This window comes from Heyndrickxia sp. FW510-T9 (genome assembly GCF_058781025.1).
The window spans coordinates 16,352-42,125 of sequence record NZ_JBYSWK010000037.1 but is presented as its reverse complement, the minus strand read 5'-3'; the positions used below and the strand labels follow the sequence as shown (position 1 = coordinate 42,125).

24 protein-coding genes are annotated in these 25,774 nt (G+C 35.0%); 3 read left to right on the top strand and 21 right to left on the bottom strand.

Annotated elements, in window-relative coordinates; translation table 11 throughout:
* Positions 1-182: 182 nt before the first annotated feature.
* The 12 genes from AC3WJF_RS16770 to AC3WJF_RS16715 all read right to left on the bottom strand — a co-directional run bounded on the left by AC3WJF_RS16770 (position 183) and on the right by AC3WJF_RS16715 (position 11,000).
* Complete coding sequence (locus AC3WJF_RS16770) at positions 183-815, bottom strand: AmiS/UreI family transporter (RefSeq protein ID WP_492454239.1); 633 nt, start codon at positions 813-815, stop codon at positions 183-185.
* Between the two features lie 353 nt (positions 816-1,168).
* On the bottom strand, positions 1,169-2,347 hold the full coding sequence (locus tag AC3WJF_RS16765) for a NupC/NupG family nucleoside CNT transporter (RefSeq protein WP_492454235.1): 1,179 nt from the start codon (positions 2,345-2,347) through the stop codon (positions 1,169-1,171).
* A gap of 61 nt (positions 2,348-2,408) precedes the next feature.
* On the bottom strand, positions 2,409-2,807 hold the full coding sequence (locus AC3WJF_RS16760; RefSeq protein ID WP_492454233.1) for a cytidine deaminase: 399 nt from the start codon (positions 2,805-2,807) through the stop codon (positions 2,409-2,411).
* Positions 2,808-2,907: 100 nt separating this feature from the next.
* A complete protein-coding gene (gene deoC, locus AC3WJF_RS16755; RefSeq protein WP_492454231.1) occupies positions 2,908-3,579 on the bottom strand; it encodes a deoxyribose-phosphate aldolase in 672 nt (223 codons plus the stop codon).
* A 184-nt stretch (positions 3,580-3,763) separates the two neighbouring features.
* On the bottom strand, positions 3,764-4,726 hold the full coding sequence (deoR, locus tag AC3WJF_RS16750) for a DNA-binding transcriptional repressor DeoR (RefSeq protein WP_492454230.1): 963 nt from the start codon (positions 4,724-4,726) through the stop codon (positions 3,764-3,766).
* Positions 4,727-4,857: 131 nt separating this feature from the next.
* On the bottom strand, positions 4,858-5,529 hold the full coding sequence (locus AC3WJF_RS16745; RefSeq protein ID WP_492454228.1) for a YdeI/OmpD-associated family protein: 672 nt from the start codon (positions 5,527-5,529) through the stop codon (positions 4,858-4,860).
* 111 nt (positions 5,530-5,640) lie between these two features.
* Entirely contained in the window at positions 5,641-6,885 is a 1,245-nt protein-coding gene (locus AC3WJF_RS16740) for a multidrug effflux MFS transporter (RefSeq protein WP_492454227.1), read from the bottom strand.
* 369 nt (positions 6,886-7,254) lie between these two features.
* Positions 7,255-7,833 carry a DUF4304 domain-containing protein gene (locus AC3WJF_RS16735; RefSeq protein ID WP_492454225.1) on the bottom strand — a complete coding sequence of 193 codons (579 nt, stop codon included), beginning with the start codon at positions 7,831-7,833 and terminating at the stop codon, positions 7,255-7,257.
* Positions 7,834-7,900: 67 nt separating this feature from the next.
* Positions 7,901-9,082: a hypothetical protein gene (locus AC3WJF_RS16730; protein ID WP_492454223.1), complete on the bottom strand. Its 1,182-nt coding sequence runs from the start codon at positions 9,080-9,082 to the stop codon at positions 7,901-7,903.
* Between the two features lie 9 nt (positions 9,083-9,091).
* A complete protein-coding gene (locus AC3WJF_RS16725; RefSeq protein ID WP_492454221.1) occupies positions 9,092-9,928 on the bottom strand; it encodes a hypothetical protein in 837 nt (278 codons plus the stop codon).
* Positions 9,925-10,614 (bottom strand): ABC transporter ATP-binding protein, encoded by a 690-nt coding sequence (locus AC3WJF_RS16720; RefSeq protein WP_492454219.1) that lies wholly within the window; start codon positions 10,612-10,614, stop codon positions 9,925-9,927. Before AC3WJF_RS16720 ends, AC3WJF_RS16725 begins: the two co-directional genes overlap by 4 nt.
* Positions 10,611-11,000 (bottom strand): GntR family transcriptional regulator, encoded by a 390-nt coding sequence (locus AC3WJF_RS16715; protein ID WP_492454217.1) that lies wholly within the window; start codon positions 10,998-11,000, stop codon positions 10,611-10,613. Before AC3WJF_RS16715 ends, AC3WJF_RS16720 begins: the two co-directional genes overlap by 4 nt.
* Before the next feature lie 472 nt (positions 11,001-11,472).
* Between AC3WJF_RS16715 and AC3WJF_RS16710 the strand changes: the two genes are divergently transcribed.
* Positions 11,473-12,774: a serine hydrolase domain-containing protein gene (locus tag AC3WJF_RS16710; protein ID WP_492454216.1), complete on the top strand. Its 1,302-nt coding sequence runs from the start codon at positions 11,473-11,475 to the stop codon at positions 12,772-12,774.
* A 56-nt stretch (positions 12,775-12,830) separates the two neighbouring features.
* Here AC3WJF_RS16710 and coaA read toward each other — a convergent pair whose 3' ends face one another.
* The 5 genes from coaA to qoxA form a co-directional block, all read right to left on the bottom strand.
* Positions 12,831-13,754, bottom strand: a complete 924-nt coding sequence (gene coaA / locus AC3WJF_RS16705; RefSeq protein ID WP_492454214.1) for a type I pantothenate kinase — start codon at positions 13,752-13,754, stop codon at positions 12,831-12,833.
* A gap of 570 nt (positions 13,755-14,324) precedes the next feature.
* The gene (gene qoxD / locus AC3WJF_RS16700) at positions 14,325-14,615 is read right to left on the bottom strand and encodes a cytochrome aa3 quinol oxidase subunit IV (RefSeq protein WP_492454212.1); all 291 of its coding nucleotides are present in this window, start codon (positions 14,613-14,615) and stop codon (positions 14,325-14,327) included.
* Positions 14,615-15,220 (bottom strand): cytochrome aa3 quinol oxidase subunit III, encoded by a 606-nt coding sequence (qoxC, locus tag AC3WJF_RS16695; protein WP_492454210.1) that lies wholly within the window; start codon positions 15,218-15,220, stop codon positions 14,615-14,617. The genes qoxD and qoxC overlap by 1 nt, the downstream gene beginning before the upstream one ends.
* On the bottom strand, positions 15,217-17,163 hold the full coding sequence (qoxB, locus tag AC3WJF_RS16690; protein ID WP_492454208.1) for a cytochrome aa3 quinol oxidase subunit I: 1,947 nt from the start codon (positions 17,161-17,163) through the stop codon (positions 15,217-15,219). Before qoxB ends, qoxC begins: the two co-directional genes overlap by 4 nt.
* A gap of 21 nt (positions 17,164-17,184) precedes the next feature.
* Positions 17,185-18,135, bottom strand: coding sequence for a cytochrome aa3 quinol oxidase subunit II (gene qoxA, locus AC3WJF_RS16685; RefSeq protein WP_492454206.1), 951 nt, complete (start codon positions 18,133-18,135; stop codon positions 17,185-17,187).
* A 415-nt stretch (positions 18,136-18,550) separates the two neighbouring features.
* Here qoxA and AC3WJF_RS16680 point away from each other — a divergent pair, with 415 nt between their 5' ends.
* Positions 18,551-19,552 carry a DUF3231 family protein gene (locus AC3WJF_RS16680; protein ID WP_492454204.1) on the top strand — a complete coding sequence of 334 codons (1,002 nt, stop codon included), beginning with the start codon at positions 18,551-18,553 and terminating at the stop codon, positions 19,550-19,552.
* Positions 19,553-19,836: 284 nt separating this feature from the next.
* On the opposite strand, the gene AC3WJF_RS16675 is transcribed toward AC3WJF_RS16680, so the two are convergent.
* The 4 genes from AC3WJF_RS16675 to AC3WJF_RS16660 all read right to left on the bottom strand — a co-directional run bounded on the left by AC3WJF_RS16675 (position 19,837) and on the right by AC3WJF_RS16660 (position 23,970).
* Complete coding sequence (locus AC3WJF_RS16675; protein ID WP_492454202.1) at positions 19,837-20,391, bottom strand: GNAT family N-acetyltransferase; 555 nt, start codon at positions 20,389-20,391, stop codon at positions 19,837-19,839.
* A 414-nt stretch (positions 20,392-20,805) separates the two neighbouring features.
* Positions 20,806-21,279, bottom strand: a complete 474-nt coding sequence (locus AC3WJF_RS16670; protein ID WP_492454200.1) for a DinB family protein — start codon at positions 21,277-21,279, stop codon at positions 20,806-20,808.
* A gap of 110 nt (positions 21,280-21,389) precedes the next feature.
* On the bottom strand, positions 21,390-23,186 hold the full coding sequence (gene pepF, locus AC3WJF_RS16665; protein WP_492454199.1) for an oligoendopeptidase F: 1,797 nt from the start codon (positions 23,184-23,186) through the stop codon (positions 21,390-21,392).
* Positions 23,187-23,355: 169 nt separating this feature from the next.
* Entirely contained in the window at positions 23,356-23,970 is a 615-nt protein-coding gene (locus tag AC3WJF_RS16660) for a 3'-5' exonuclease (RefSeq protein WP_492454197.1), read from the bottom strand.
* 717 nt (positions 23,971-24,687) lie between these two features.
* Here AC3WJF_RS16660 and AC3WJF_RS16655 point away from each other — a divergent pair.
* Positions 24,688-25,774, top strand: a 1,087-nt coding sequence (locus AC3WJF_RS16655; RefSeq protein ID WP_492454195.1) for an Ig-like domain-containing protein, incomplete at its 3' end; no start/stop codon positions are given.

Here is a 25,774-nt window from a genome sequence, read left to right as displayed (position 1 = left end):
ATCACAATCAGTCTATTAGCCGCTATCCATTTCTATTTGCCATCACAATCGGTCTATTAGCCGTTAGCCATTTCTTTTTGCCATCACAATCGGTCTATTAGAGTTATGTAACCAATATTGCTCTTTCTAGACAAAAAAAACTCCGCTGCATTCTATTTCCCGGCAGAGGAGCCTTTCACATATTATGGTGTTACCGTTATATCTTGTTGTTTTCGACGCTTCATGTCTACCATCAAAATTTTTCCAGTACAAACACAGAAATAGATAATGGATAGCACTTGAACATAGATCCATATGTTTGAGACATACTCCATTTTCCACGCCCCTGTTAATGAAAAAAGAGAAGGAATCGTAAGTGTTATCCACGATTGAACAAATGCAACCTTCCCTATATAAATATCAATTTTTTTATTTAGTGCCATAGATAAAAAGAATAAGAACCATAAATAAGCCCACATTGCCCATGTAAGGGTATTAATGATGTCATGATTGTGGACAAGGGAAATGAGCATATAAACAACGGCTATAATAGATACCCATAGGGAAAACCATCCTAGTCCACTTCCATCAATGCCAGTTAAATTAATGATTCCAACAAATAAATAAGTTAGCCCGAAGAGAAATATACAGGCCAAATTAAAAATCGTCCAATGATCTTGGTTAGATATAGCGATTAAATAAATTGGGAAAATAATTTGTAATATCCCTACAAACAAATTAAATACCCCTACACTCTTATTATCTGCTTTGCCAAGTAACATTAAACTATTTAAAAATAATGTTGCTCCAGATAAAAGTAAACCGACATTACCCATACTGAATGCTGTGAAAAACATTGGCGTTCATCACTGCATTATTTCACCTCGCTTTTTTATGTACCAGCAGTGGCACTTTTAAAGAATCAAAAAAGAAAAAGCAAATCCTATCCAAGAATAGGAAATGCCCTTTTTCGATCTCAAAGGATAGGTATAAAGTTTTTCATCATATAAATTATTTAACAAATTTTAACTTGTCTAGCTTCAGCGCCTATCGGCTAGCGGATTTCTACGTCTCCTCCCTACGATAAGTCAAGCATCAGCTCGTGAACTACCTCAGCACGGTTTCCTTTATCTCAGTCACAGACTACGAAATCCGTACGCCGATGAGCAAGGCGCTTCCACTTTTCTTATTACAAAATAAAGCTGACAATAATTGCTGATAAAACACTTACCAAAGTTGCTCCGAATAGAAGCTTTAGTCCAAACCTGGCAACCGTATTTCCTTGCTTTTCACTTAAGCCTTTCACTGCTCCTGAAATAATTCCAATGGAGGAGAAGTTTGCAAAAGATACAAGGAATACAGAAATAATTCCAAGAGAACGAGGACTTAAACTAGCTTTTATTTTGGTTAATTCTATCATAGCCACAAATTCGTTCGTCACAAGCTTTGTTGCCATAATTCCGCCTGCTTTTACTATTTCTGCTCCCGGTATACCCATCAAAAATGCCACCGGTGCAAAGATATATCCTAATATTTGTTGGAAGGAAACGCCAAAAATTAGATCAAAAATATTATCAATTGCTGCCATTAATGCAACGAAACCAATCAGCATTGCTCCAACGATAATCGCTACTTTAAATCCATCTAAAATATATTCGCCGAGCATTTCAAAAAAGCTTTGTTTTTCTTCTTGAATCTCTAATATATCTTCTTTGCTGTCTACTGTATATGGGTTAATGATGGAAGAAATAATAAATCCGCCGAATAAATTGATGACTAATGCTGTAACTACATATTTTGGTTCAATCATTGTCATATATGCACCAACGATAGACATGGAAACCGTCGACATTGCGGATGCGCATAAAGTATACAAACGATGTTTTGGTAAAAGATGTAATTGCTTCTTAACGGTAATGAATACCTCTGATTGTCCGACCATCGCTGAGGCAACGGCGTTATACGACTCTAATTTACCCATTCCGTTAATTTTACTAATCAACAACCCGATCCCTTTCATAATAAAAGGAAGGATTTTAAGATATTGAAAGATTCCTATTAACACAGAAATAAAGATGATTGGCAATAAGACATTAAGGAAGAATGGGGCTTCACCTTTGTTAGCAATTCCGCCAAAAACAAACGAAACTCCATCATTTGCATATTCTAATAGCTTACTGAATACATCTGCAATTCCTTTAATAATAAGTAATCCAATTTTAGTATTTAATAATAAGTAAGACAAAGCTAACTGAATGACGATCATAATTGCAATCGGTTTATATTTTATCCCTTTACGGTTATTACTTGCCAAAAATGCTAATCCAAGGACGACTATAATACCGAGAATAGATATTAAATATTTCATTGTTGTCTTCTCCTAGTTGTAAGTTTATTTAATATGGTTACGTTTACAAAATGATGGAAATTTACTTAACTAGATCTTTTTTAGAAAAATAACCAGGTAAGAGTTCATTAATAGATGTTTCTACATAATCACCTTGTAAATTTGCTAAAATAACCTTCGTATTTACATCACAGAATTCCGCAATAACTTGTCGACAAGCACCGCATGGGGAGACAGGTCCTTCAGTGTCACCAACAATCGCAATCGCTTTAAATTGCTTGTCTCCTTCTGAAACAGCTTTGAAAATAGCTGTTCTTTCTGCACAATTTGTCAAACCATATGAAGCGTTTTCAATATTGCAGCCATGGTAAAGCTTATTATCGTCTGTTAATAACGCAGCTCCTACCTTAAATGATGAATATGGAACATATGCCTTTTGCATTGCTTCTATCGCTTGTTCTACTAGCCATTTTACATCCATACTTTATTCTCCTCTCAGGAAAAAATTATTAATGTATGCCGTCGATAAAGATTCAGTGGTGGTACATGTCGAATAAATATGTACCACCACTTTTATCCAATTAATAAGAAGATGTTGATGTTTGACCGTTTACAATGGCAACTCCAGAGCTTGCGCCAATACGTGTAGCACCTGCATTCACCATTTTTTCAGCGTCTTCCAAGCTTCTCACTCCGCCAGAAGCCTTAACACCAATTGTTGGTCCGACAACCTTTCTCATTAATGCTACGTCTTCTGCAGTTGCTCCACCAGTAGAAAACCCAGTCGATGTCTTCACAAAATCGGCTCCTGCTTTGACAGATAGCTGACTTGCTATTTCCTTTTCTTCATTTGTTAATAGGGAAGTTTCAATAATTACTTTTGTTAAAGCTTTTCCTTTTGCTGCTTCCACAACTGCTTTAATATCTTTTTCCACTATGTCAAATTGCTTGTCTTTTAAAGCCCCGATATTAATAACCATATCAACTTCTGTAGCACCATTTTCGATGGCATTTTTTGCTTCAAAAACTTTTACTTCAGATGTAGTTGCTCCGAGTGGAAAACCGATTACTGTACACACTTTAACCGGTGTGTCTTTTAAAATTTCCGCAGCTGTTTTCACCCAAGTTGGATTAACACAAACAGAAGCAAATGAATATTCTTTTGCCTCCACTGCTAATTTTTGAATTTCAGCCTTTGTTGCATCCGCTTTTAATAAAGTATGGTCAATCATTTGTGCGAATGAATTAGTCATTTCAATTACATCCTCTCTATATATTAATGTACGTTTTTATCCCTTTAATTGATTTCTCATTAACTTGAAACCCTTTACACAAGTAATATATCAATATATTGAACAAATGTAAATAATCCTATGAACAAATGTAAAATTGTAAGTTTTCCCAATGGAACAAAGGGACGGTTCTCTTGTTTCATTTTTATGAAACAGGAGAACCGTCCCCGTGTTTATCAAGCAAAAATTTAGCTGTAAATTGGTCAATTACTATTACATTGGCATATCCGCCCTTTAGAGCACCATAAATTCCATCTATTTTTTGCGGTCCACCAGCAACTAGGATTGAATATTCTTTTTGTTTTAAGTCCTTTAAGTCAATACCTAATGTCCTGCTATTTAAGTTTTCATTTAAAATGTTACCATCTTGATCAAAAAATCTGGAACAAATATCTCCAGCTCCTTTAGAGCATATCATACGCGTATCCTCTTCTGAAAAATATCCAAGTTGGAACAAAAGGGACTCTGATTTTGTTGGTCCAATAGTGAAAACGGCAATATTAGCCTCTTTCCCAATATCTAACACTTTCTTAATATGTCGGTCAGCTTCCATCGCTTGCTTTACAACGATATGGTCAACAATTGCCGGCAGCGGCAAATGTATAGGGTTTGTATTAAATGCTTTCCCAAAAAGATATAGAGTTTCCGAGGAATAGGTGTTTGTTTCTGAATGACTGATACCACCTTTTAATTGAACAACCTTCACATCTTTCACAAATTTTTGCTTAAGGGAGATTGCAATATGGTATAAGGTTGTACCCCATGTAACACCGATAATATCGCCATCTTTCACGATATCATTCAAATATAAAGCTGCTTTTTCCCCTATATAGTTCTTAATAATATTGTCTTCATATTGAGGGACTGAAACAACAATTGCTTTTTTTAAGTTGAACTTTTTTTCAAGTTGTATGGATAATTGTTCAACATCTTCATTCGGGTCCATAATTTTTATCTGGACTATTCCTTCGTTCTTTGCAATTTGTAATAGCCTCGATACAGTTGGTCTCGAAATTCCTAATTTATCAGCAATTTGATGTTGATTATAATCTAATAAGTAATAAAGCCTCGCAGCCTCAATTACCTTTTTAAGTTTTTCTGGTTCCATGCCATCCTCCAGATTTGATCGTACTTTATATTTATTTTAACAAACTATAGCAAGAGAATGAACATTTGTAAAAAGGTTTATTCTCTTGCTATAGTTTAGATACTAAAATGGAGTTCAAGCAGGCTTTATGTTTATTTTTTATTCCTTTTATATAAATCCATTGTTTTATATCCCTCGCCTAATACCTTCTCCATTTCCTGCAGGCGTTTTTCTTGGGTTTCTTTTCGCTTTGCACTGTATATATAGCGCGCCCAATCTTTTTGGTAGCCAGGGGTTAATTGGTTAAAGGCATTTAATATTTCCTCTTTTGACTTCAAATATTGCTTTATATCTTCCACATTCTCAATGTAATCATCGACACATTGACTCTTTGCACTAGTTGATTTCTTTTTCTTTGGAGCAGCTTTTAAACCTACAACAGTAAATACATCGTTCAAGCTTACCATTCTTGAAAATTTTATATTGCTCTCGGGTATATACCCATCATCGTCTAAATTGATTTCTTGTAAAAAACGGTCTCGATCAATATACTCCTTATATTGCGGATTATTCTTTTTTGGATAGGCAAAAAATAAATAGCCATTATCTTTTACTAATTGTTTTTCGATTATTAATTGTAAGTTCTGGAGAAAATCCTCTAACGAAAATATAAACTGAAAGACTAAATCATATTGATCTAGTTTAATATCCGCATCAAATTCCAGTTCATGAAAATCATTTATATCATCAGGCTTGTTCAAAATAAGCTTTGTAGGATATTTGGTTAAATTTAATTTTTCTATTACGCTTTTTGCTGCAACCATAATGAATTCATTCTCCTTCTACTAAATTAATAATTTTAGTTTATCATTTCTTTCTACAATATTGCCCATTTTAAAAAAAGAAAAACCGTTTGGAGTGGGGTCCAAACAGTTTTAATGAATCGTTTGTTGTGCAACCTTTTTCCTGGTGCTTTTCTTCATCAGCAAAAATAAGAATAATGCTCCCATATCACATATGGCAATTATGATTGCCATCGGCAAGGCTGTTTGACTGCCGCCGATTCCTACTAGCGGTGCTGCAATCGATCCAAAAATAAATGGTAGCAGTCCAAGTAAGGCGGACGCACTTCCTGCTGAGCTTCCTTGATTTTGCATGGCTAAGGAAAATGATGTAGTTCCCACTATCCCTACACAAGACACTACAATAAATAGGGATGGAAGGACAGCTATTAATCCTCCACCGGTTAAGATAACTATAAGTAAAATCGCTCCGCCAATAGCAGCTAAACTAATACCGAATATAAATAACTTTAACTCTGCAATTTTTCCTGCGAGCCGCCCCGTAATTTGAGAAGCAATAATAATACCAATTCCATTAACGGCAAAAATAACGCTAAAAACCTGAGGAGAAACACCATAAATTTCCTGTAATACAAATGGTGACCCTGAAATATACGCGAACATCGCAGCTGATACAAAACCTTGGGAAAAAGCAAAACTCATAAATTCCCGATCTCTAAGTAAACGGAAGTAGGTAGAATATGTATGAGAGATATCCCCTTTTGATCGCCTTTCTTTCGGCAATGTTTCGTGAAGTCCAAATGTAACGGTGCCCCACATAAGAATGCCGATGAAAAATAATACGATAAATACTCCCCGCCAAGATACAAAATGAAGAATTTGGCCTCCCGCTATAGGTGCCAAAATTGGTGCTGCACCGTTCACCAGCATTAATAAGGCGAAGAATTTGGTTAATTCCGTTCCGGAAAACATATCCCTTACAGATGCCCGGGCAATTACAATTCCTGCTGCACCAGTAGCCCCTTGAATAAAACGTAAAATAATAAGTATCCAAATGGAAGAACTTACGGCACACAGCAAAGATGCAATGGAATATAAAATAAGTGTTATTAAAAGTGGCTTTTTCCTTCCTTTCACATCACTTAATGGGCCAACGAAAAGCTGGCCAACTGCCATTCCAATAAGACATGCGGTCAGGCTAAGCTGCGCTATCGATGTGCTTGTATGTAATTGATGCGTCAGTTTTGGTAATGCCGGCAAATACATATCAATAGAAAGCGGTCCAAATGCAGTAAGCGATCCTAAGATGAGCGCTAATTTTAACCGTTTAAGTTTCGTTTCCCCTGGTGTTTCTAATCTTTCTACATTTGATTTCATTAGTCTAATACATCCTTCTCCTCTTTTTAATCATGCGGTATATGCGAATATAAGGCTTAATTACCATTATACTTCTACCCATTTTATTTCCTTTAATTTTTTCTATTCCTTAAATTCTAATATACATCCCGTATAAATGCCAAAAAAAGAATCCAGAGTATGAAACCCTAAATTCTTTCGATAAATAGCCTAAAAAAACATATTAATAACTACTGCTTGCTGATAATGAATAGTTAACTTGCACATAAGGTTCATTTATGAGTACCGGAGTACAATCTACAGTTTTATAGCTTCCTAAAATTATTGTTCAAATAATGATCGAACATATACAAGTTTAAGTTCCACGTCCCTTTTAGTTTTAAAATTGTTTCATTCACCAAATTTAACTGCCTCGCCCCTAAATAAACGATTATATTTTTCATACTTATCCCATTGATTTAAGTATTTAGCGAAGAATTTTGCTTTATAAAATTTCTGATACGAATTCACTTCACCTTCAATTTTTTTAAAAGCACATTCAAAATTTGAGTATTTTTTCAACCATGGCAACCCAGTCGATATAAAAGAATTTTTAATTTCATCTATAACCTCTTCTATATTTTTTCCGCCTGTACGAAACCACCATATATTGTCTTTTTCCTGTTTTTCACTGCATAATTCCATTTGTAATTGACATTCATAATACTTTGGAAATTTGTCATTTCGATATTTCTCATTCCGAATCGGAGGAATAAAATCAAAATAAATGCCTGCTATTACAGTCAATGATTGGGCCTGCCAACCTGATAATTCGGAATCATATTTCCCGACATGATTCAAATTAAAAACCCAAGTGCAATCTTTATGAAAGGAATAATAATTTCTACTATCCAAACTAACAAAACCGTAATCTCGTAATACAGGGGAAAGAATCCGGCTTATAGTTCTATCCACTTTGTTTCGAATCATCAACTGAATCCTCCCCCTCTATATGTCTATTCCTACAAGTAGAACTAGGACTTTTGTTAAAAAGCCATTATTCGAAACCATAAAAAGATAAAGAAGAATCCTCGATATTTTTCTCTATTTCTGAATTTATAATTTTACCTTGGAATAGATTTTTACCTGTTTTTACATCGTATATTTCTATTTTGCCGACTGTTTTCTCATTTATATGAGTAGTGACAATGTAAAGTCTTCCATTTTTAATTGTGTATGCCATCTTATCAATGAAAATGTTTTGGTCCTTTATACTAAGCACATTTTCCACATGTTGATTTTTGAAATTATAGGCTGTAATGTTTAATTCATTTGGATTACTCGTTATCAGGTAGATATCGTCTCCAAGAAAGGAATTAAGATCCTCTATATTCATATTTTTTGGTAGTTTAATAATTTCTTTTTCTGAAGTTTCGATGTTGTAAGCTATTAGCTCACTTTTTAGAACTTGGTCGCTTCCTTGATCGGTTCGTTTCATTAAAGAAACATTATATAGTACATATTTGCTCGGAACTGAGACATCCGAATTTTGGATATTCTGAATGTTGGTATACTCATTTTGCGTTCTTGAGTTTACCACTTGAATTGTTTCATCATGTACAAGCCTATGATTAGAAGTATCAACTGTGTATACATGTACTTCATTGAATTCAGTTTCATTTAATCCAACGATATTTTCAGTTGCAATTTTTAATTGCTTTCCAACAAGTTGAATATTATCCACTCTGACATAACGATTTTGTTTTGAAAGAGGAACTTGAAAGTTCGTTATCTTTTTGTCTTTTTTCTTCAACATAGATATTTCAAGAAATTGATTATTGGTGCTGGTACTGTTATTCCAATTAGAAGGAGTATCCGAATAAATGAGCCAATCTTGATCCTCATAAAATAAATTTTCACCCATTTTCCCTCGCATAAAACTTCTGTATTTTTTCCTTAATTCTTTAATTTTATTTGAGGTGTAATCTAATTTATCTAAAAAAGATCTTTCACTACTATAGACAGTCCCATTCAACGACAAATCAAAGTTTTCATGAATATTTCCTGGTCCATAGCCTCCAGTGATATGAAGGGACCCGATTTCTTTCTCATTTCCACTTACCTTTTCTATTTTAAAATGTGGAAATGGACTTCCCGATACTTCCGCATAAATATAATAAGTACCCAGCATTAAAAGTAAAACCGCTACAATAATTATGGAACTAATATACCGTTTCATTTTGCCCTCCTAAACCGTTACCTTATTCTTTAATAAATAACCGCTTATATACAATGAACCGAAAAGCACAATCATACCCATGATGATCGATAAGATAAATATTTCGATTGGATACAGAAAATTACTTTTTAATATCGACTCCGCTACAATATATGGTGAAAATATAATAATTACAGCTGCTATACAATAGACAATCCCAAACATAATCCCTTTCAGACGATAACTTCTTTCAAATAATATTCCTGTAAAAATAATGAAGATGCAAATAAGCCCCGTACCGTAATGAAGTACAAAATCTATAAATGAATGCGGGATGATAAAACTCATATATTTATCCGAACCAAGTAATTCCATTATCCCAAAATCATTTCTTAATTCATTTGGTACCATTCCTTTTAATAAGGTGTTTTCAAATGGCAAAATGATGAGTTGAAACGCAATCAACCCAAGCACTAATAAAAATATTGTGATTGCTTTTGACAAAAAGAGATTTATTCTTGAAGTTGGTAGCATAAGCAATCGATAAATAAATGTGTTTTTTCCAAACCAATCCCGATACCAAATGAAGAAAATATAAAAAGCAAATGATATGATGCAGATCGCGATTGGACCAAGAAACCATAATGTAGTTATAATCCGTTGAAAATTCATATACCCATACTCCTGCGCAAATTGTGCAGCTGTTATGGACTGTTCAACCATCACCTTGTTTGCTTTGTGCGTATATGTAATCGATTCAACAATGACACCGGCAAATTGGAGGACGAGGGTAATCAGTAATAATATAAAGAAAAATTTTCGAAAACGATTCATTTCAAAGTTTACTAGCTTTAAAAATTTATTCATGGTTGGTACACCTCTCTCATTACATCCACAACTGATTTCCCTTCGGAAATTCTAATTTCCTCTGTATGAAATTCCTTTAAAACGGTTCCATTTTCCATTAAAACAACTTTATCTATTAAATGTTCAATATCATTAATTTCATGGGTAGTAATGAGTACCCCTCTATCTTCAACAAGATGACTAGTGAACACTTCAGCAATTTGCTCTCTACTAAAGATATCTATCCCAGAAAACGGCTCATCCATTAAAACATAGTCAGCATCAATGCAAAGGCCTAATAATAAATTTACCTTTGCCACATTACCTTTCGACAAATCTGAAATTCGATTGCTTTTATCTAATTTAAAAAAGGTAAGTAATTCATTTGCTCTAGGTTGGTTCCAATTTTGATAAAAGTCATTCATAAACACCATCGCTTGTTCAATGGTCATCTGCGGTAAAACTGTTATTGCATCAGGAATAAACGTTATTTTTTCATAACTGTTTTTATTCAATTTTTCTCCGTCGATTAAAATTTCCCCGCTTTTGATAGGTGTAAGACCTAAAATGGCTTTCAAAGTCGTCGTCTTTCCAACGCCGTTTATACCGATTAAACTAGTAATTTCTCCTTTATTTGCCGTAAAGGAAACACCATTTAACACTTTTTTGCGGCCAAACTTTTTCGTTACATTTAATAATTCAATCACTCTATTTCCCCCCTACCTATGCTAGCTGACTGATATTTTTCTTTTACAATGTGCAATAATTCGTCAACTGGAACATTAATTGTCCTAATAGATTGAATGAATGAATCTACAGCTTCCATAATGAGCTCAGAACGAACTTTACTTAACACAAACTCATCATTCGTAATTCGACTTGGAAAGTTTTTTTCTGTATGAATCAATCCTTGTTCCTCCATTTCTTTATAAGCTCTTTGCGCAGTATTCGGATTAATTTTCAACATCGAAGCAAGCTCTCTTCTGGAAGGTATCTCTTGTCCGCCTTCAAGCATGCCAATGGCAATTTGTTCCTTAAAATACCGAACAACCTGTACGTACACAGGATCACGATTATTAAAATTAATCTTCATAGAAACAACTCCTGTTTAATGTGTGTATTATGCGATGCATACACTATGCGTAAAAAATTTTTGTATTATGCCATTAATACACTATATGTGTGTATTATATGGTTCATACACGGAAGTGTCAACCATTTTTTTACTATGGTGCCTGACACCAAAATAGCGGCATTTGATGTCCCTGTTTTGGTGTCAGGCACTAACCCAATCAATCCCCTTTTTAAGCATACTTTGTGAATAGATTTCATCAGGTTCGGTTGCTTGATAGTTGTATAGCCAATTTACCTCAGGTGGAGAGATGTTATTCTATTTTCGTTACAAGTTTTTAAAAAGTCCATTATTTACCTGACTTTTAAGGTGATATTAAAATACTGCCATTATGGTTATGAGAAAATGAAGGACTAATTTTTTCTTTTCTTTCGAAATATAGTTCCCACATGCAATGAATTTTTGGATAATAGAGTAATAATCTATTAAAGAGGTGATTAAATTGGATTGGATATCTTTTGAAAAGAAAGTATATGAGAGAATGGAGTCAGATCATATTCCCGGGCTAGCTGTTGCCGTTAGCAAAAATGGAAAAGTCCTTTATGAAAAGGGATTTGGTGTACAAGACGTGGATACACAGGAACCTGTGGATGGTGAAACAATTTTTGGCATCGCATCTGTATCGAAATCCTTCACCGCTCTTGCGATTTTAATATTGGCGGAGGAAGGAAAACTTTCTGTTGAAGATCCGGTTACAAAATACTTACCTGAATTCTTCGTTCCAACGATTAAAGACATCGATTCTATTAAAATTCATCATTTGTTGACTCATTCAACCGGTTTAGCACCTATAAGACGTCGAGAAGAATTGAACAAGCTTGGGGAGCATCTTTATTATTTAGCTGGTGATAACCACGATATATTAGGCGCTCCTGGGGAATATTTTAGTTATTGTAATGATACATTTTTATTGTTAGGCGCTATTATTGAAAGAGTAACTGGGTACCTATTTAGGAGATTTGTAACGGAACGGATTTTAACTCCTCTGAAAATGTATCGTTCCACTTTTAGCATTGAAGAATTAGTTAAAATGGATAATGTCTCCACCCCATATGATTTTATAGAAGGAGTATTTCAAAAGCAGCACTGGCCAAAATTAGGAAACTATGAAGTTGGCGGTGGAATCCGTTCTACTGTAAGGGATTTATTGAAGTATGGTGAGACTTATGTTAATAGCGGTAAAGAAATCATTTCTTCGGATTTAATCAAAAAGATGTGGACTCCTTATATTCAATATGCTCTTAATTCTTATTATGGTTATGCTTTAGAGGTAACCCCTCATTATCACGGAGTTACCTTGGTGGAGCATGGTGGCGGGCAACCCGGTGTATCGTCTAATTTTGGGTTTGTTCCAGAAGTGGGTCTTGTTGTGGCTGTTCTATCAAATGTATCGAATGCTCCTGCCGCGGATATTTGGCTGGAAGCGGTGAATACGGCTCTCGGAATTCCACTTGCTGAAAAGCGAAGTGTATATCCTTTTGCAGAAAATGTTACAGAAGAAGAATTAGTGTCATATGTTGGAACCTATCAGTCGAAAGAAGGCTCACGTCTAGAAATTCGTTTAGAGGACCACCGTTTGAATGCAATATTAGAAAACGGAACATGGCCTTTAAAAGTTGGGGAAAATAACACACTTATTAGTGAAAACGGAAGAGCCATACGCTTTTATTTCAATGAAAATCAAGAATCATGGGCAGCGTTTTTAGGAATGAGGATGCTGTTAAAGGTAGAATAGTGCATAACACCAAAATCGGGACACTTTGTGTCTTGATTTTGGTGTCATGCACCCTCTTAGAATTTTCTTAAGTATACCTTTTCAATTTTGTGGTCTTTTCCCTTTTTGAAAACAATATTAGCTCTTCGTCTCGTCGGTAATATATTTTCATGTAAATTTTTCGCATTTATGTCTTGCCAAATTTGCGTAGCTAGTTTAATCACTTCGTCTTCAGACAAAGTGGTAAATCGATGAAAATAAGACATTGGATTCTGAAAAGCTGTCTTTTGGAGTATATGAAATCTTTCTATATACCATTTTTTTATTTTGCTTTCTGCAGCATCCATATAAATAGAGAAGTCAAAAAAATCACTGATAAATACATGATGTGATTTGTTGACTTGAAGAACATTAATTCCCTCCACAATTAAAATATCTGGATTATTAATTACTTCTACTTTATCAGGCAGTATGTCATATGTTAAATGGGAATAAACAGGTGCTTCGACATTGCTTTTACCTGATTTCACTTTAATCATAAAATCGATCATTTTTTGTGTATCATAGCTTTCAGGAAACCCTTTTCTACTCATTAAGCCCTTTTTTTCCAAAGTTTCATTTGGATATAAAAAACCATCCGTTGTAACTAAATCTACTTTTTTATGATTTTCCCACCTAGATAAAAGAGTTTGAAGAACTCTTGCTGTAGTACTCTTCCCTACTGATACACTCCCTGCAATTCCAATAATAAAAGGAATTTTTTTAGATTGATAATCTAAGAATGAATTAGTAACTCCCTGTAGCTGCTGCGAAGCTTTTACTTTTAAATTAATTAAACGTGTCAGCGGTAAATAGATCTCTTCAATCTCTTGAAGAGAAATTTCCTCATTAAGTCCTTTAATACTTTCTAGTTCTTCCTCTGATAACAACAAAGGAGTTTTATTACGTAAATCAGCCCATTTTTCTCTATTAAATTCGATGTAGTTTGAAAAAGGATTCATATTATAATTACCTCGCAAATATAAGAAGTAAGTTAAGTTTAACAAATTGTTACTATTTTATGTAATGGTTCCATTTCAATATTTAAATGACTATCAAAATTCAACGTGCAGTACACTTTTAAAAAATTAAACAGTAATAAGGAGGTAAATTCTAATTTATAATAGAATTAGAAATTTATAAAATGTTTTTTTGAAAAAGGGGATTCTATGACAACTAAAATTTTCAAGATACTTTCAATTTTAAGTGGATTGATATTGGTAATTTATTTGTTTTTTAATTGGAATGATTCTACGAATAGAAGCACGGTGACCATGTTTTTTCTTATGATAAGCATGATGGTATTCGGGGGAATAGACAATTTACTAAATAAGCAAAAGATAATGAGGGTTATGGGTATTTTATACTTAGCAATCGCTATCTTTATCACGTTTGTTTTGATTTATAAATATTTATAAAATTGTAATCAAGAACCTATTCTAATTTCCCACCAAAGTGGATAATACAAATGGTGCCAGACACCAAAATAGGGACCCTAATGGTCCCTATTTTGGTGTCTGGCACTCAACTTGTTAGTTATGCATTACCCATATAGAGCCGAGAACAATGGTTAGTGCGATAATGATGCTGTATACGATGTTTCCGACTTGAACGCGAGAGTTTTCACTTTCTTTGATATGCATGAACATGAATAGCTGCATACCAGCTTGCATGAAGGCAAGGATTCCGATGATGCTCATGATCGCTGGTCTTGGAAGACTTGTGTGCAAAGCAACAATCATGGCAAATATCGTCATAGCTAAAGATAGAAGGAAACCAATAATGTGTCCAATTGGATATTTCGAATGATGATGTTGTTCCATTATTGAATCAGCCCTCCTAAATAAACGAATGTAAAGATAAAGATCCAAACTACATCAAGAAAATGCCAGTATAAACTAATGATGAAGAATTTCCTTGCAGTAACTGAATTCAATCCGTTTTTAACCAGTTGTATGATTAATAGAATCCCCCACAGAATCCCCATGGAAACGTGAGCACCATGTGTTCCTAACAATACAAAGAATCCGGAAAGGAAACCGCTTGTTTGAAGAGTAGCTCCATCATGTACATAGTCAATAAATTCATGAAGCTCAAAATAAATGAATCCTGCACCTAAAAGAAGTGTAATGATGAACCAAGTTAATAAGCCCTTCTTATTGTTGTTTCTCATAGAGAAAATCGCAAGCCCACATGTAAAACTACTAACCAATAAAAGGATCGTTTCAATCATTACATCTTTAATCTTAAATAAATCTAACTGATCAGGTCCTTTTGCAGTCATACCTGACATGACAAAATAGGTAGCGAAGAGAGTCCCAAAAAGAGCGATCTCTGCACCTAAGAAAATCCAAAAACCAAATATATTTAATCTACTTTGCTCTGCTTGGTACTCTAACGGCAATGAAGTGTCTAAATGTTCACTCATCCTAATTCACCCCTTGCAGTTTCTTCCGTTTCTAAAATTTCCTTCACTTCAACATGGTAACCTTTATCAGGATCAAAAGATCTCCATGCAAGACATCCTAGGATAATGATTAGACCGATAATCGCTAGCCACCACCAAGAGAAGACAAGTCCGAAACCACCTAGACCAAAACCAACAGCAGCAATAAATGGCATTCCTGTGTTATTTGGCATATGGATTGGTTTAATTTCTTCTTTTTTAATTGAAGATTTACCTTTTTGTTTCATACTCCAAAAAGCATCTACATCTTCCACTACAGGAGCAACCGCAAAATTATAATGTGGAACTGGAGTTGGAGTAGCCCATTCTAATGTACGGCCATCCCAAGGATCTCCGGTTACATCACGTTCACCATGGCGAATACTATAGATGATATTCCATACAAGCACTAGGAATCCAATACCCATAAGGACACCACCAACTGTAGAAACGATGTTTAAGCCTTCCCAGCCAAGACCTGCCTGGTACGTATACATACGGCGTGCCATCCCTTTTAAACCAAGGACAAACTGTGGTAAGAAACAAATGTTAAAGCCGAACATCCAGAACCAGAATGTAATTTTACCTAACTTTTCATCTAACTTATAACCGAACATTTTTGGATACCAATAATGTAATCCAGCAAAACACGCAAAGGCTACACCTGGTATTAATGTGTAATGGAAATGTGCAATCAAGAAATAGCTATTATGATATTGATAATCGGCAGCTGCCATCGCAAGCATTACCCCAGTTATCCCACCAATAAGGAAGTTCGGGATAAAAGCTAATGACCACATCATTGCTGATGTCATTTGCATTTTTCCTTTTCTTATTGTAAAAATCCAGTTAAATAATTTAACACCTGTAGGAATCGCAATCAGCATTGTTGAGATGGAGAAGAACGAGTTAACTGCAGCCGTATTCCCCATTGTGAAAAAGTGATGCACCCAAGTAAAGTAACTAAATAATGCGATGGCCAACATCGAGAAGACCATTGATTTATAACCGAAAAGACGTTTTTTCGAAAAAGTACTAATAATTTCTGAATAAATTCCCAACGAAGGCAATAATACGATATACACTTCAGGGTGTCCCCATATCCAGAATAAGTTACTCCAAAGCATCGGCATACCGCCAGCAGCCATCGTAAAGAAATGAGATCCAGCCAAGCGGTCAAATGTCATTAATGCCAATGCAACAGTTAACACTGGGAAGGCAAAAATGATAATTACACACATGATTAATACCGACCAAACAAACATCGGCATTTTCATCATCGTCATACCTTTTGCTCTCATTTTTAAAATGGTTACTAAAAAGTTAATTCCGGTAATAAGTGTACCAATACCAGCAATTTGCAAGGCAACTGCATAATAGTTATCTCCTACTCCAGGACTAAATTCTGTTCCTGCAAGTGGAAAATAAGAAGTCCATCCAGCTGTTGGTGAACCACCAATGATAAATGAAATATTAAATAACGCACAGCCTGCAGCAAATGACCAGAAGCTAAAAGCATTTAACATTGGATAAGCCACGTCGCGTGCCCCAAGTTGTAATGGAACTGCGATATTAATTAATCCCATTAAAAATGGCATTGCCATGAACAAAATCATAATTGTTCCATGTGTTGTAAAAATACCATCGTAATGGTTTGCATCTAATAGTTTTAAGTTAGGAGCCGTAAGCTGTGCCCTCATCATAAGAGCATCAACACCACCGCGGAATAACATTAATACCGCAACTAAAATATACATGACACCGATTTTTTTATGATCGACAGTTGTTAGCCAGTTAGTCCAAAGCCATTTCCACTTTTTAAAATAAGTTAAGTAAAAAATGATACCGATCATTGCAAGGGCAATCCCAGCTTCCGTTACATAGATAATCGGTTCACCTGTGACGAAAAATTCATCAAGCTTCATAGGTCTTCTCCTCCAATCTTTCTAGTGTTTGTGGCCTGACATGTCCATATTTCCCATATCCATATTTCCCATGTCCATATTGTCCATATTGTGATGTTTTTGATTTGTATCTTTTTGGTCAAGCATTCCATGTTGATGTGGTGTAGTCACCCAAGGCAAATGTGTGCCTGTGAATGTCATTCTACCAACAAGTCCTTCTTTCAAAAGTTTATTATAGTCACTCTTTTTCATTTTTGAAGCAGACCCTTTTACTTCTTTTACCCATTTATCAAAATCTCCTTGGGTTTGAGAAAGTACTTCAAAGTCCATATGAGCAAAGCCTTCACCATTAAAGTTGGCATTTCTACCTTCATAGGATCCTGGTTTATCTGCTAAAAGAATTAATTGCATAGAATGGTTAGGCATCGTATACTTTTGACCACCTAATTCAGGTACCCAGAAGGATGCCATTGTGCCAGCTGAAGTTAATTGAAATTTAACAGGTCTACCAGCAGGTATATTTACATAGTTAACTGTTTCAATATTTTGTTCCGGATAACTAAAAATCCATTTCCAGTTAGCAGACGTTACATTAATCACGATAGGTTTTTTATTTTCATACCCTTTTGGTACTTCCTCCAACGCATAGTTTGCTTTAACAGTTGGAATTGCTACCGCAATAATAATAATGATTGGTATCGCTGTCCAAATAAGCTCTAACCATTTACTACCATGTTCATCCGGTGGTACATAGTCTGCAGCTAATTTTTTTGCACGATATTTAAAAACCATATAGATAAAGAGCCCCATAACAACAACTAAAATAATCATCATGAGCCAAAATGAGTAAACAATAAGATCATATTGCTTCTGAGCAACTGGCCCCTGAGGATTTAAGACTGCTATATTGCTAGTGTCACATCCACTAAGTAAAAATAGTGAAGATAACAGTATGAAAGATAATAATTTCCAAGGGAGTTTTTTTATTTTCAAGATTCTTCTCTCCTTCCCAATTCAAGAATATGTGTATTAATTCACAAAGATTAAAAGAAAAATTTTCTGTTTTTAATGCACCTTTCATATTCCTTTAATTATTTATGGTGAAATTGTACTCCATTCAAATTACTTTTGTGCATAGATTCACAAAGTCGACAATAAATCTCCATACCGCGTTCAATATCTGTTCATAGAGCCGTCAAAAATTTGGTGACCATATGGGATTTCTTTATATAGTGTCGTATTGGAATGTTATTTTTGCGTGTCTGACACCAACTTAGGGACAATTTCCGTCCCTTTTTTGGTGTCAGGCACTCTACTGGGTAAGTTCCTCGAATTTATCTGTATACTTTATACCCATTACCATAAAATAAGTAACAGACAAAGCTTAAAAGAAAGGAATGAATTTCTTTTGGGGATTTTTAAGGAAACAAATGGTACAACCTTAACCTCTGCGGAAGTATCCGCTCTATGGTTTCAATACATGGGAGATAGTATGGCAATATGTGTTTACAAATATTTTCTTAAAATTGTTGAAGATGAAGAGATAAAACCCATTTTAGAATTTTCGTTACAATTATCTGAGAGCCATATCAACAAAATCACCGAGTTCTTAGAAAGTGCAAATTTCCAAGTCCCCATTGGATTTACAGAGAATGATGTGAATCTTAATACCCCACGTCTGTTTTCTGACCAGTTTTTACTTTTTTATTCTTATATTATGACGATACATGGGCTAAATGCTTATAGCTTAGCAATTACCAACTCGGAACATCAGGATATTCAAAACTATTTTATGGAATGCACATTAACATCTAAAGAATTGTTTCAAAAAGTAGTTAATTTATCTAAAAATATGCCCTTGTACTCGAGTGTTCCCTCCATTCCCTCTCCTCAAGAGTTAGAATATATGGAGTCAACAGGAATCATTTCAAATCTTTATGGAGACAAGAGACCACTCAATAGTTCCGAAATCGGCAGCCTTTTCTTTAATTCAAAGAAAACGGGATTTGTCAGGTCTTTGAGTTTGGCTTTTAGTCAAGTGGCAAAGGTGGAAGAAGTTCGCAAATTTATGCAAAGGAATGTTAAATTTGCCGAGAAGGACGCTGAAAGCTTTAACGATATTTTGCAACAAGATTATTTACCAATACCTGAGAGATGGGATGCTGAAATCACCGATTCCACTGTAAGTCCATTTTCGGACAAATTGATGATCTTTCACGCAGCATTTTTAGTAAACACAGCACTTTCTTATTATGGTGCATCAATAGGTTCTAGCTTAAGATCAGATATCATTTTGAATTACTCCAAAGTTTTTACTCATGCAATGGAGGCTGGTACTATTTGTTACAAAATTATGGTGGAACAAGGATGGTTAGAAAAGCAACCGGAAGCGATTGACAGAAAGGCTTAGGAGAAATGGTTAGAAAAATAAGAGGGTAATATCAATTTAACTTATCCGGAAACATTAATTTTGGTATTTATGCAATAATTTCCATAAAATATTAGAAGTATGCTGCATTCTCATATTCGATTAAAATGGTGGATGGAAAATGATAGTAAAAAGGCGTTTCTGCATATTTACAGAAACGCCTTTTACAGAAAAAATTTTGATTTTAGAACCTTTTCTTCCTAATGCCCCATACGTTTAAAAAAAGCCTTCGCTCATCATTAATCTTAAGCGGACTATTATTCATTTTATATATGAATTTTCATCCAATTATCCCTTGTTAATATCATATTTAAGGAGTCAACCCATTCTCCCTCAAATTCAAATTCGTTTTTATCGATACTATCTAAAACAAAGCCAACCTTTTCATAAACTTTCTTTGCTCTAGGGTTAAAATCATAAACACTTAAAGTTAGTTGGTTCAGTTTAGTATTTTTGAAGACGTAATCAGTCATGAACTTTGTAGCTTCCGTACCTAATCCTTTGTTTCTTCCCCTTGATCCAATTAATATCCTAAAATTCATACTTTCATCTTTTTCATCATATAGGTTGACTACCACTTCACCTACTAAGATATTTATGGATTTATCCACTATAGCAAGATCCAATCGGTCTTTTTGTTCATTTCTTGTATTGTACCAACGAATAACAGATTCCCGATCAAATTCTGATGTGCTCCCTGTAAGTTTTATTACCTCTGGATCCTTTAAACACTCTTCTATATAAGGAAGGTCTCCTGTATTAAAAGGTCTGAGTATGACTTTCTCTCCATTAATAAAGGGTTTATAACTCAAATCTACCATTGGTTTCACTCCCTTGTTGGATGAGTATTTAGTGTTATTGACAGCTAAAATAAGGTATTACATATACAATATAAGAAATAACAATAATATAAAATGTAGAAAATAACTATAAAAAAACATAACCTAATTAAAAAGGACTGATCAAACCAACGATAAACGCAACTTCATTTCAAAAAAATTACAATTCATGGTTTTTATTTAATTAAATCGCACCTTAAAAGTCTGAATACATCTACATCTTCAAATGTATCTAAAAGGAGTTTATTTTGTCTTAAAGGGTATTTGCAAATTCCTCAATATTTGCAAACCCTGCAATTCTATGAGCATCTTCCTTTTTAAAATACATAAAAAAAAGGTGATCTGATTCTAGTATCATGGATATCAGTTGATCTCCTTCCTTTTTCAAAAGGAAAACTATGCATTAAGCATTTTTTTAAATAGCTTTATTTTTTCAAAGTGCATCCCTTCATGATAGAGGCAAAAACTAAGGAATTCTTCAACAGTTGATAAACGCAATCCTTTTGAAGTTATATAGCCTCCAATAGGAGAAACTTCTTGAAGGCGGTGTTTAAAGCTTTTTTCTACCCGTTCCACTTGCTTACTAAGCATTTCTTTAATGTCCATCATAGCCGGTACATTTCCCTTTCCTTTTTCCGGTTTCGAACCTGGACAAAACAACGTTGAAAATTCTTCCGTAATACTCATTTCCTCTCCAGCAAAATGAAAAGAAAACTTCTCTTGAATAAAGAAAATATGGCCTGCGTTCCATTTAATATTGTTATTAAAACCTAGTGGGATAATTTCAGATAAGCTTTCGGTAACATCCGCCAATTCATTCAATGTATTGTTCCGAACAAAATATAATTGATCAAATAAATAATGTTTCATATCCTATTCACCTCTATATTTTCTTTAACTTTTTTCTCCCTTTGCACCATTTTCTCCAATCCATTAAGAAAAAAGCATACCAAAATCTAGCTAATGGTATGCTAATATATCTATTTCATCGGTACCTTCGCAAATTCTTCTACCAACTCGCTAAATTGCTTTAAGGCGTTTTCCACGGGTTCCGGAGAAGTTAAATCCACCCCAGTCTTTTTTAATAAGTCAAGCGGGTATTCGGAACTTCCGCTCTTCAAAAATTCAAGATATGCTGCTTGGGTTTTGGAATCGCCTTCCAGGATGCGATTTGCAATATGGACAGCAGAAGCAAATCCCGTTGCATATTTGTAAACATAAAACGGACTGTAAAAATGCGGAATGCGCGACCAGCCGTATTTTACTTCCTCATCCAATACGATTTGATCCCCATTGTACTCTTTAAACAGCTTTTCATATACTTCACTAAATACCTTTGCATTTAACGGCTCGCCATTTTCCGCTAACTCATGGGTGATTTTTTCAAACTCGCCAAACATGACTTGTGCAAATAATGTCCCTTTAAATTTATCGATAAAATGATTGAGCAAATATTGACGGAGTTTTTCATCGGTTTCTTTATTCAATAAATAATTGATCAATAGCACTTCATTAACAGTCGATGCCACTTCCGCTACAAAAATACTATATTTGGCGGTATTTTGCGGCTGTGTTTTATGGGAATAGTGACTATGCATAGCATGACCCATTTCATGTGCTAACGTAAATAATCCATCTATATTATCACGATGGTTTAATAGAACAAAAGGATGAACCCCATATACCCCCATGTTATAGGCACCAGAACGCTTCCCTGGTGTTTCGCGTACGTCAATGTAACGAGCATCCTTGAAAGAAGCAAGTGTGTTGATGTAATCCTCACCAAGCGGGCGTAGTGCACCAAGCATTGTTTCATAAGCTTCATCAAAGGAAATTTCCCTTTCCACACCTTCTACTAGGGGAACATTTAAATCATATTGATGAAGTTCTTCTAAGCCAAGCTTTTCAGCTCGGATTTCCGCATAGCGGTGAAGCGGTGCAATATTTTGTTTTGTTGCAGAAATTAAATTATCATATACTTCTTTCGGCACATTATCTGCAAACAATGATTTTTCCAGCGCAGATGGATATTTGCGCAAACGGGAAACTGTTACATTATTTTTAATGGCAGCCCCTAGTGTCGATGCTATCGAATTTTTCAAGTGAACATATGGCTGATAGTGGGCAAAATACGCTTCTTTTCGCTTATTTCGATCAGGATCCTCTATCAGCTTTGCATACATGCCTCGTGTCAGTTCTACTTTTTCGCCATCATCATTTGTCACTTCTCCGAATTTAATATCCGCATTATTGATCATACCGAATGTATGACTAGGGGATGAAAGAGCCTCTCCCAACTGTGATAAAATCTCTTCCTTTTCCTTGGATAGCACATGTGCCTTATAGCGATACGCATCCCGTAAGTTTTTTTCAAAGTATTGAAGTTCTTTCTCTTCTTCCATAAATTGTTTCAAGGTTGCTTCATCTAAGCTCAGTAAAAATGGCATAAAAAAAGATGTGGCTGCATTCACCTTCACACCAAGCTGCCTTGCTTTATCCTGTAGTGATTGTGCTTCAGTATCTCTTGTATCTATATCGACTTGAAACATGCCATATGCAAATACCTTACCAAATGTAAAAGACACTTTCTCACTTTCGGATAGATAGGTATATAATGCTTTTCCATCATGAATATTCCCATCAAATTTCTTTAATTGTACTGCCGCTTCCTCAATAAATTGAGCATCCTTCTGCCAATCCTCTATGGTAGGATAGATGTCCGTAAGGTTCCACTTTTCGCTCTCTAATACTTCTTCCCTTGATTTGTATGTAGTCATAATCACATCTCCTTTATATAGAGCTTTTTCGCTGTTTTCTGGTGATTGCTGCTATTGCACATTGGATTTCGGATTATATTTTTTAAAATATTAAACAAAATAAGGTTTTACCTAAGTTTTCGTATAAAAAAGCAACAAAGTTTAAGAAAAGAACCTACGATAAAAATATCTAGGATGCATCGCTTGAAGGCAGTTTTTTCGAAACTAGGGATGAGCGATAAAAGCTTGGAGCAATCTCGCCCGCTCGAATACTCGTTTTTCGATGAATCTCATTCAAGTCATGTAAATCAAACTCATTAGAAAGGTTTATCATGAGTTCCGCACAAGCCTTTGCATCGTCTAATGCATTATGGTGATGAACAAGGTCTATCTCATAATGTTGACATAAGGACTTTAAGTTGTGGCTAGATAGCTCTTTTAAAAGTTTTTTCGATAGTTGATAGCTGCAGAGCAGTTTACTTTGTACAGGAATTACACCATAACGGTTTAAATTATCCCTTAAAGCATAGCCGTCAAAGGGAAGAAAATGTGCGACCATCACCTGATTTTCCATTCTACTTTTAACCGATTCATAAAAAATATTAAAGGTAGGTGCCCCTTCTACATCTTCAGGTTGAATACCATGAACAACAATATTGTGGTAGTCGAATGATTCTTCCGGGTCAATAAGAGAATAGACGGAATCGACGATTTTACCCGATTCCACAAACACCATTCCAACCGAACAAACGCTGTGTCTATTGCGATTTGCCGTTTCAAAATCAAATGCTATGAAATTTTTCATTCGTAACTCCCTTCTATTTCGCGATGGAATCTTTAAAATAATCTTAACCTTTCGGGTTCGATAATGACAAGGATAAGGAATCGGACAATATCAAAAATTACGGAATAAAAATACTGCGAAAATGGTATTTCGAAGTTCCGACCAACATAGGCGGACAGAGAATCCGCTATTTCTACAAAAATACCCTTATTTAAGGAATTAGAGGACACAGGGTACGGTATCTACCAAAAAACGCTTAAAAAATACAACTTTTTTGCGAAATAACGGAACCTGGGTCCTCGAACATGCGGGAATTAGCCTTTTTGTCACAAATAAAGGAACTAGTGTCCTCGGGCAAAAAATATTGGGTACATTGTTGGTGGAGGATTTTTATTGATCATTATTGTGGCATGGCTTTCAGTGATTAAGAGAAAGAAAAAGTAGTCATATATAAATCTGGTTCGGCTTAAGTTAGTCGGCTAACATGGGATCACCTTAGTGATCCTGTTTTTGTTATGGTCTCACTTTTCTGTCCAATTGCCGAGTTCTATTTCACTCCATTCCTGTCCCCAAATTGGATTTAGGATCCCCTTCCCCCTCAAAATATACACAAAATACTGAAAATCGACAAAAAATTATAGATTTCGACAAAAAATAGAACTTTTCTCCTACAATTTAACGGTTTTTATGATATATTTGGAATTATATCCACAGTTTATAAAAAAAGGAGGTCTTTTTTTGAAAGTAGGCAGTAAGAATTTTTTCTCAAAAAGTACAAAGCGAATTTTTTCTACACTTTGTGCTGTCGCTCTATGCGCTTCGACTATAAACGGTCCCATTCATGTTAAAGCTGACAAAAATGATAACCAAAGGATTGTATTTAACGATAGTAGCCTTTGGATGAAACCCCAAACGGTGAAAATTGGTGATACGATCACGATAGATTTTAGTAAGCGTTTTTCATCTTACTTAGATGCAGAATCTACTAAACTCGATATCTCTTCAAGTACAAATATCGTATCCCTTTCTAAGAATCAGCTAATTTTATCCATTACCATTAAAGATTTTGGGAACACAGTCATAGAAGTAACGGGAACAGATAAGAGTGGAAAAACATTAACAGATCATTTTGAATTGACCACTTTAAGAACTGGTGATATTACTGGGGATGGGGAGGTTACTGTAGCTGATGTTCTTTATATTTATCAAGTAGTAAGTGGCAAGATTTCGATCAGTGACGAAGAAAAGAAGCTATTAGACATAGATGGAGATGGCCAGGTAACGAATGCCGATGCCAGTTTGCTAATGTCCAAGTATGTCGGGAAAAATACAGACTCTACTTTTGACGGTAACAATAACAACTATTTTGTTAAATTTAGCGATATTAATGATGCACCGATAGCAAATCCAGATGACTACTCTATTGATGAGGATCAAACATTAACGGTGGATGCTTCTTCAAGTATTCTACTAAACGATGTCGACGTGGAGGGAGATGATTTAACCGCAGCAGAAATCAGCGCTCCTACTCACGGAACCCTAAAACTAGATACAGATGGAACGTTTACCTATGTACCAAATAAAGGGTTTCATGGTAAAGATCAATTCAACTATGTGGCCAATGATGGACAGTATGATTCAAAACAGCAAACAGTTACCATTAATGTCCAAGCGGTCAATCATGCTCCAATTGCTCATCCAGGTAGCTTAGAAGCCACAGAAGATCAAGAGGAAAATGGTGTCTTATCTGCAACAGATCCGGATGGAGATGCGTTAACTTATACTCTTGTTGAAGATGGAAAAAAAGGAACGGTTACCATTACGA

Excerpts from the sequence above, each read along its gene's own strand:
- AC3WJF_RS16670 (WP_492454200.1), bottom strand. The coding sequence starts at position 21,279 with ATGAAACATTATTTATTTGATCAATTATATTTTGTTCGGAACAATACA.
- AC3WJF_RS16675 (WP_492454202.1), bottom strand. The coding sequence starts at position 20,391 with ATGGTAGATTTGAGTTATAAACCCTTTATTAATGGAGAGAAAGTCATA.
- AC3WJF_RS16725 (WP_492454221.1), bottom strand. The coding sequence starts at position 9,928 with ATGAATAAATTTTTAAAGCTAGTAAACTTTGAAATGAATCGTTTTCGA.
- AC3WJF_RS16770 (WP_492454239.1), bottom strand. The coding sequence starts at position 815 with ATGGGTAATGTCGGTTTACTTTTATCTGGAGCAACATTATTTTTAAAT.
- deoC (WP_492454231.1), bottom strand. The coding sequence starts at position 3,579 with ATGACTAATTCATTCGCACAAATGATTGACCATACTTTATTAAAAGCG.
- AC3WJF_RS16735 (WP_492454225.1), bottom strand. The coding sequence starts at position 7,833 with ATGATTCGAAACAAAGTGGATAGAACTATAAGCCGGATTCTTTCCCCT.
- qoxB (WP_492454208.1), bottom strand. The coding sequence starts at position 17,163 with ATGAAGCTTGATGAATTTTTCGTCACAGGTGAACCGATTATCTATGTA.
- coaA (WP_492454214.1), bottom strand. The coding sequence starts at position 13,754 with ATGAATCCTTTTTCAAACTACATCGAATTTAATAGAGAAAAATGGGCT.
- AC3WJF_RS16745 (WP_492454228.1), bottom strand. The coding sequence starts at position 5,529 with ATGGTTGCAGCAAAAAGCGTAATAGAAAAATTAAATTTAACCAAATAT.
- deoR (WP_492454230.1), bottom strand. The coding sequence starts at position 4,726 with ATGGAACCAGAAAAACTTAAAAAGGTAATTGAGGCTGCGAGGCTTTAT.
- AC3WJF_RS16740 (WP_492454227.1), bottom strand. The coding sequence starts at position 6,885 with ATGAAATCAAATGTAGAAAGATTAGAAACACCAGGGGAAACGAAACTT.
- qoxD (WP_492454212.1), bottom strand. The coding sequence starts at position 14,615 with ATGGAACAACATCATCATTCGAAATATCCAATTGGACACATTATTGGT.
- AC3WJF_RS16660 (WP_492454197.1), bottom strand. The coding sequence starts at position 23,970 with ATGAAAAATTTCATAGCATTTGATTTTGAAACGGCAAATCGCAATAGA.
- AC3WJF_RS16715 (WP_492454217.1), bottom strand. The coding sequence starts at position 11,000 with ATGAAGATTAATTTTAATAATCGTGATCCTGTGTACGTACAGGTTGTT.
- qoxC (WP_492454210.1), bottom strand. The coding sequence starts at position 15,220 with ATGAGTGAACATTTAGACACTTCATTGCCGTTAGAGTACCAAGCAGAG.
- AC3WJF_RS16765 (WP_492454235.1), bottom strand. The coding sequence starts at position 2,347 with ATGAAATATTTAATATCTATTCTCGGTATTATAGTCGTCCTTGGATTA.
- AC3WJF_RS16760 (WP_492454233.1), bottom strand. The coding sequence starts at position 2,807 with ATGGATGTAAAATGGCTAGTAGAACAAGCGATAGAAGCAATGCAAAAG.
- pepF (WP_492454199.1), bottom strand. The coding sequence starts at position 23,186 with ATGACTACATACAAATCAAGGGAAGAAGTATTAGAGAGCGAAAAGTGG.
- AC3WJF_RS16730 (WP_492454223.1), bottom strand. The coding sequence starts at position 9,082 with ATGAAACGGTATATTAGTTCCATAATTATTGTAGCGGTTTTACTTTTA.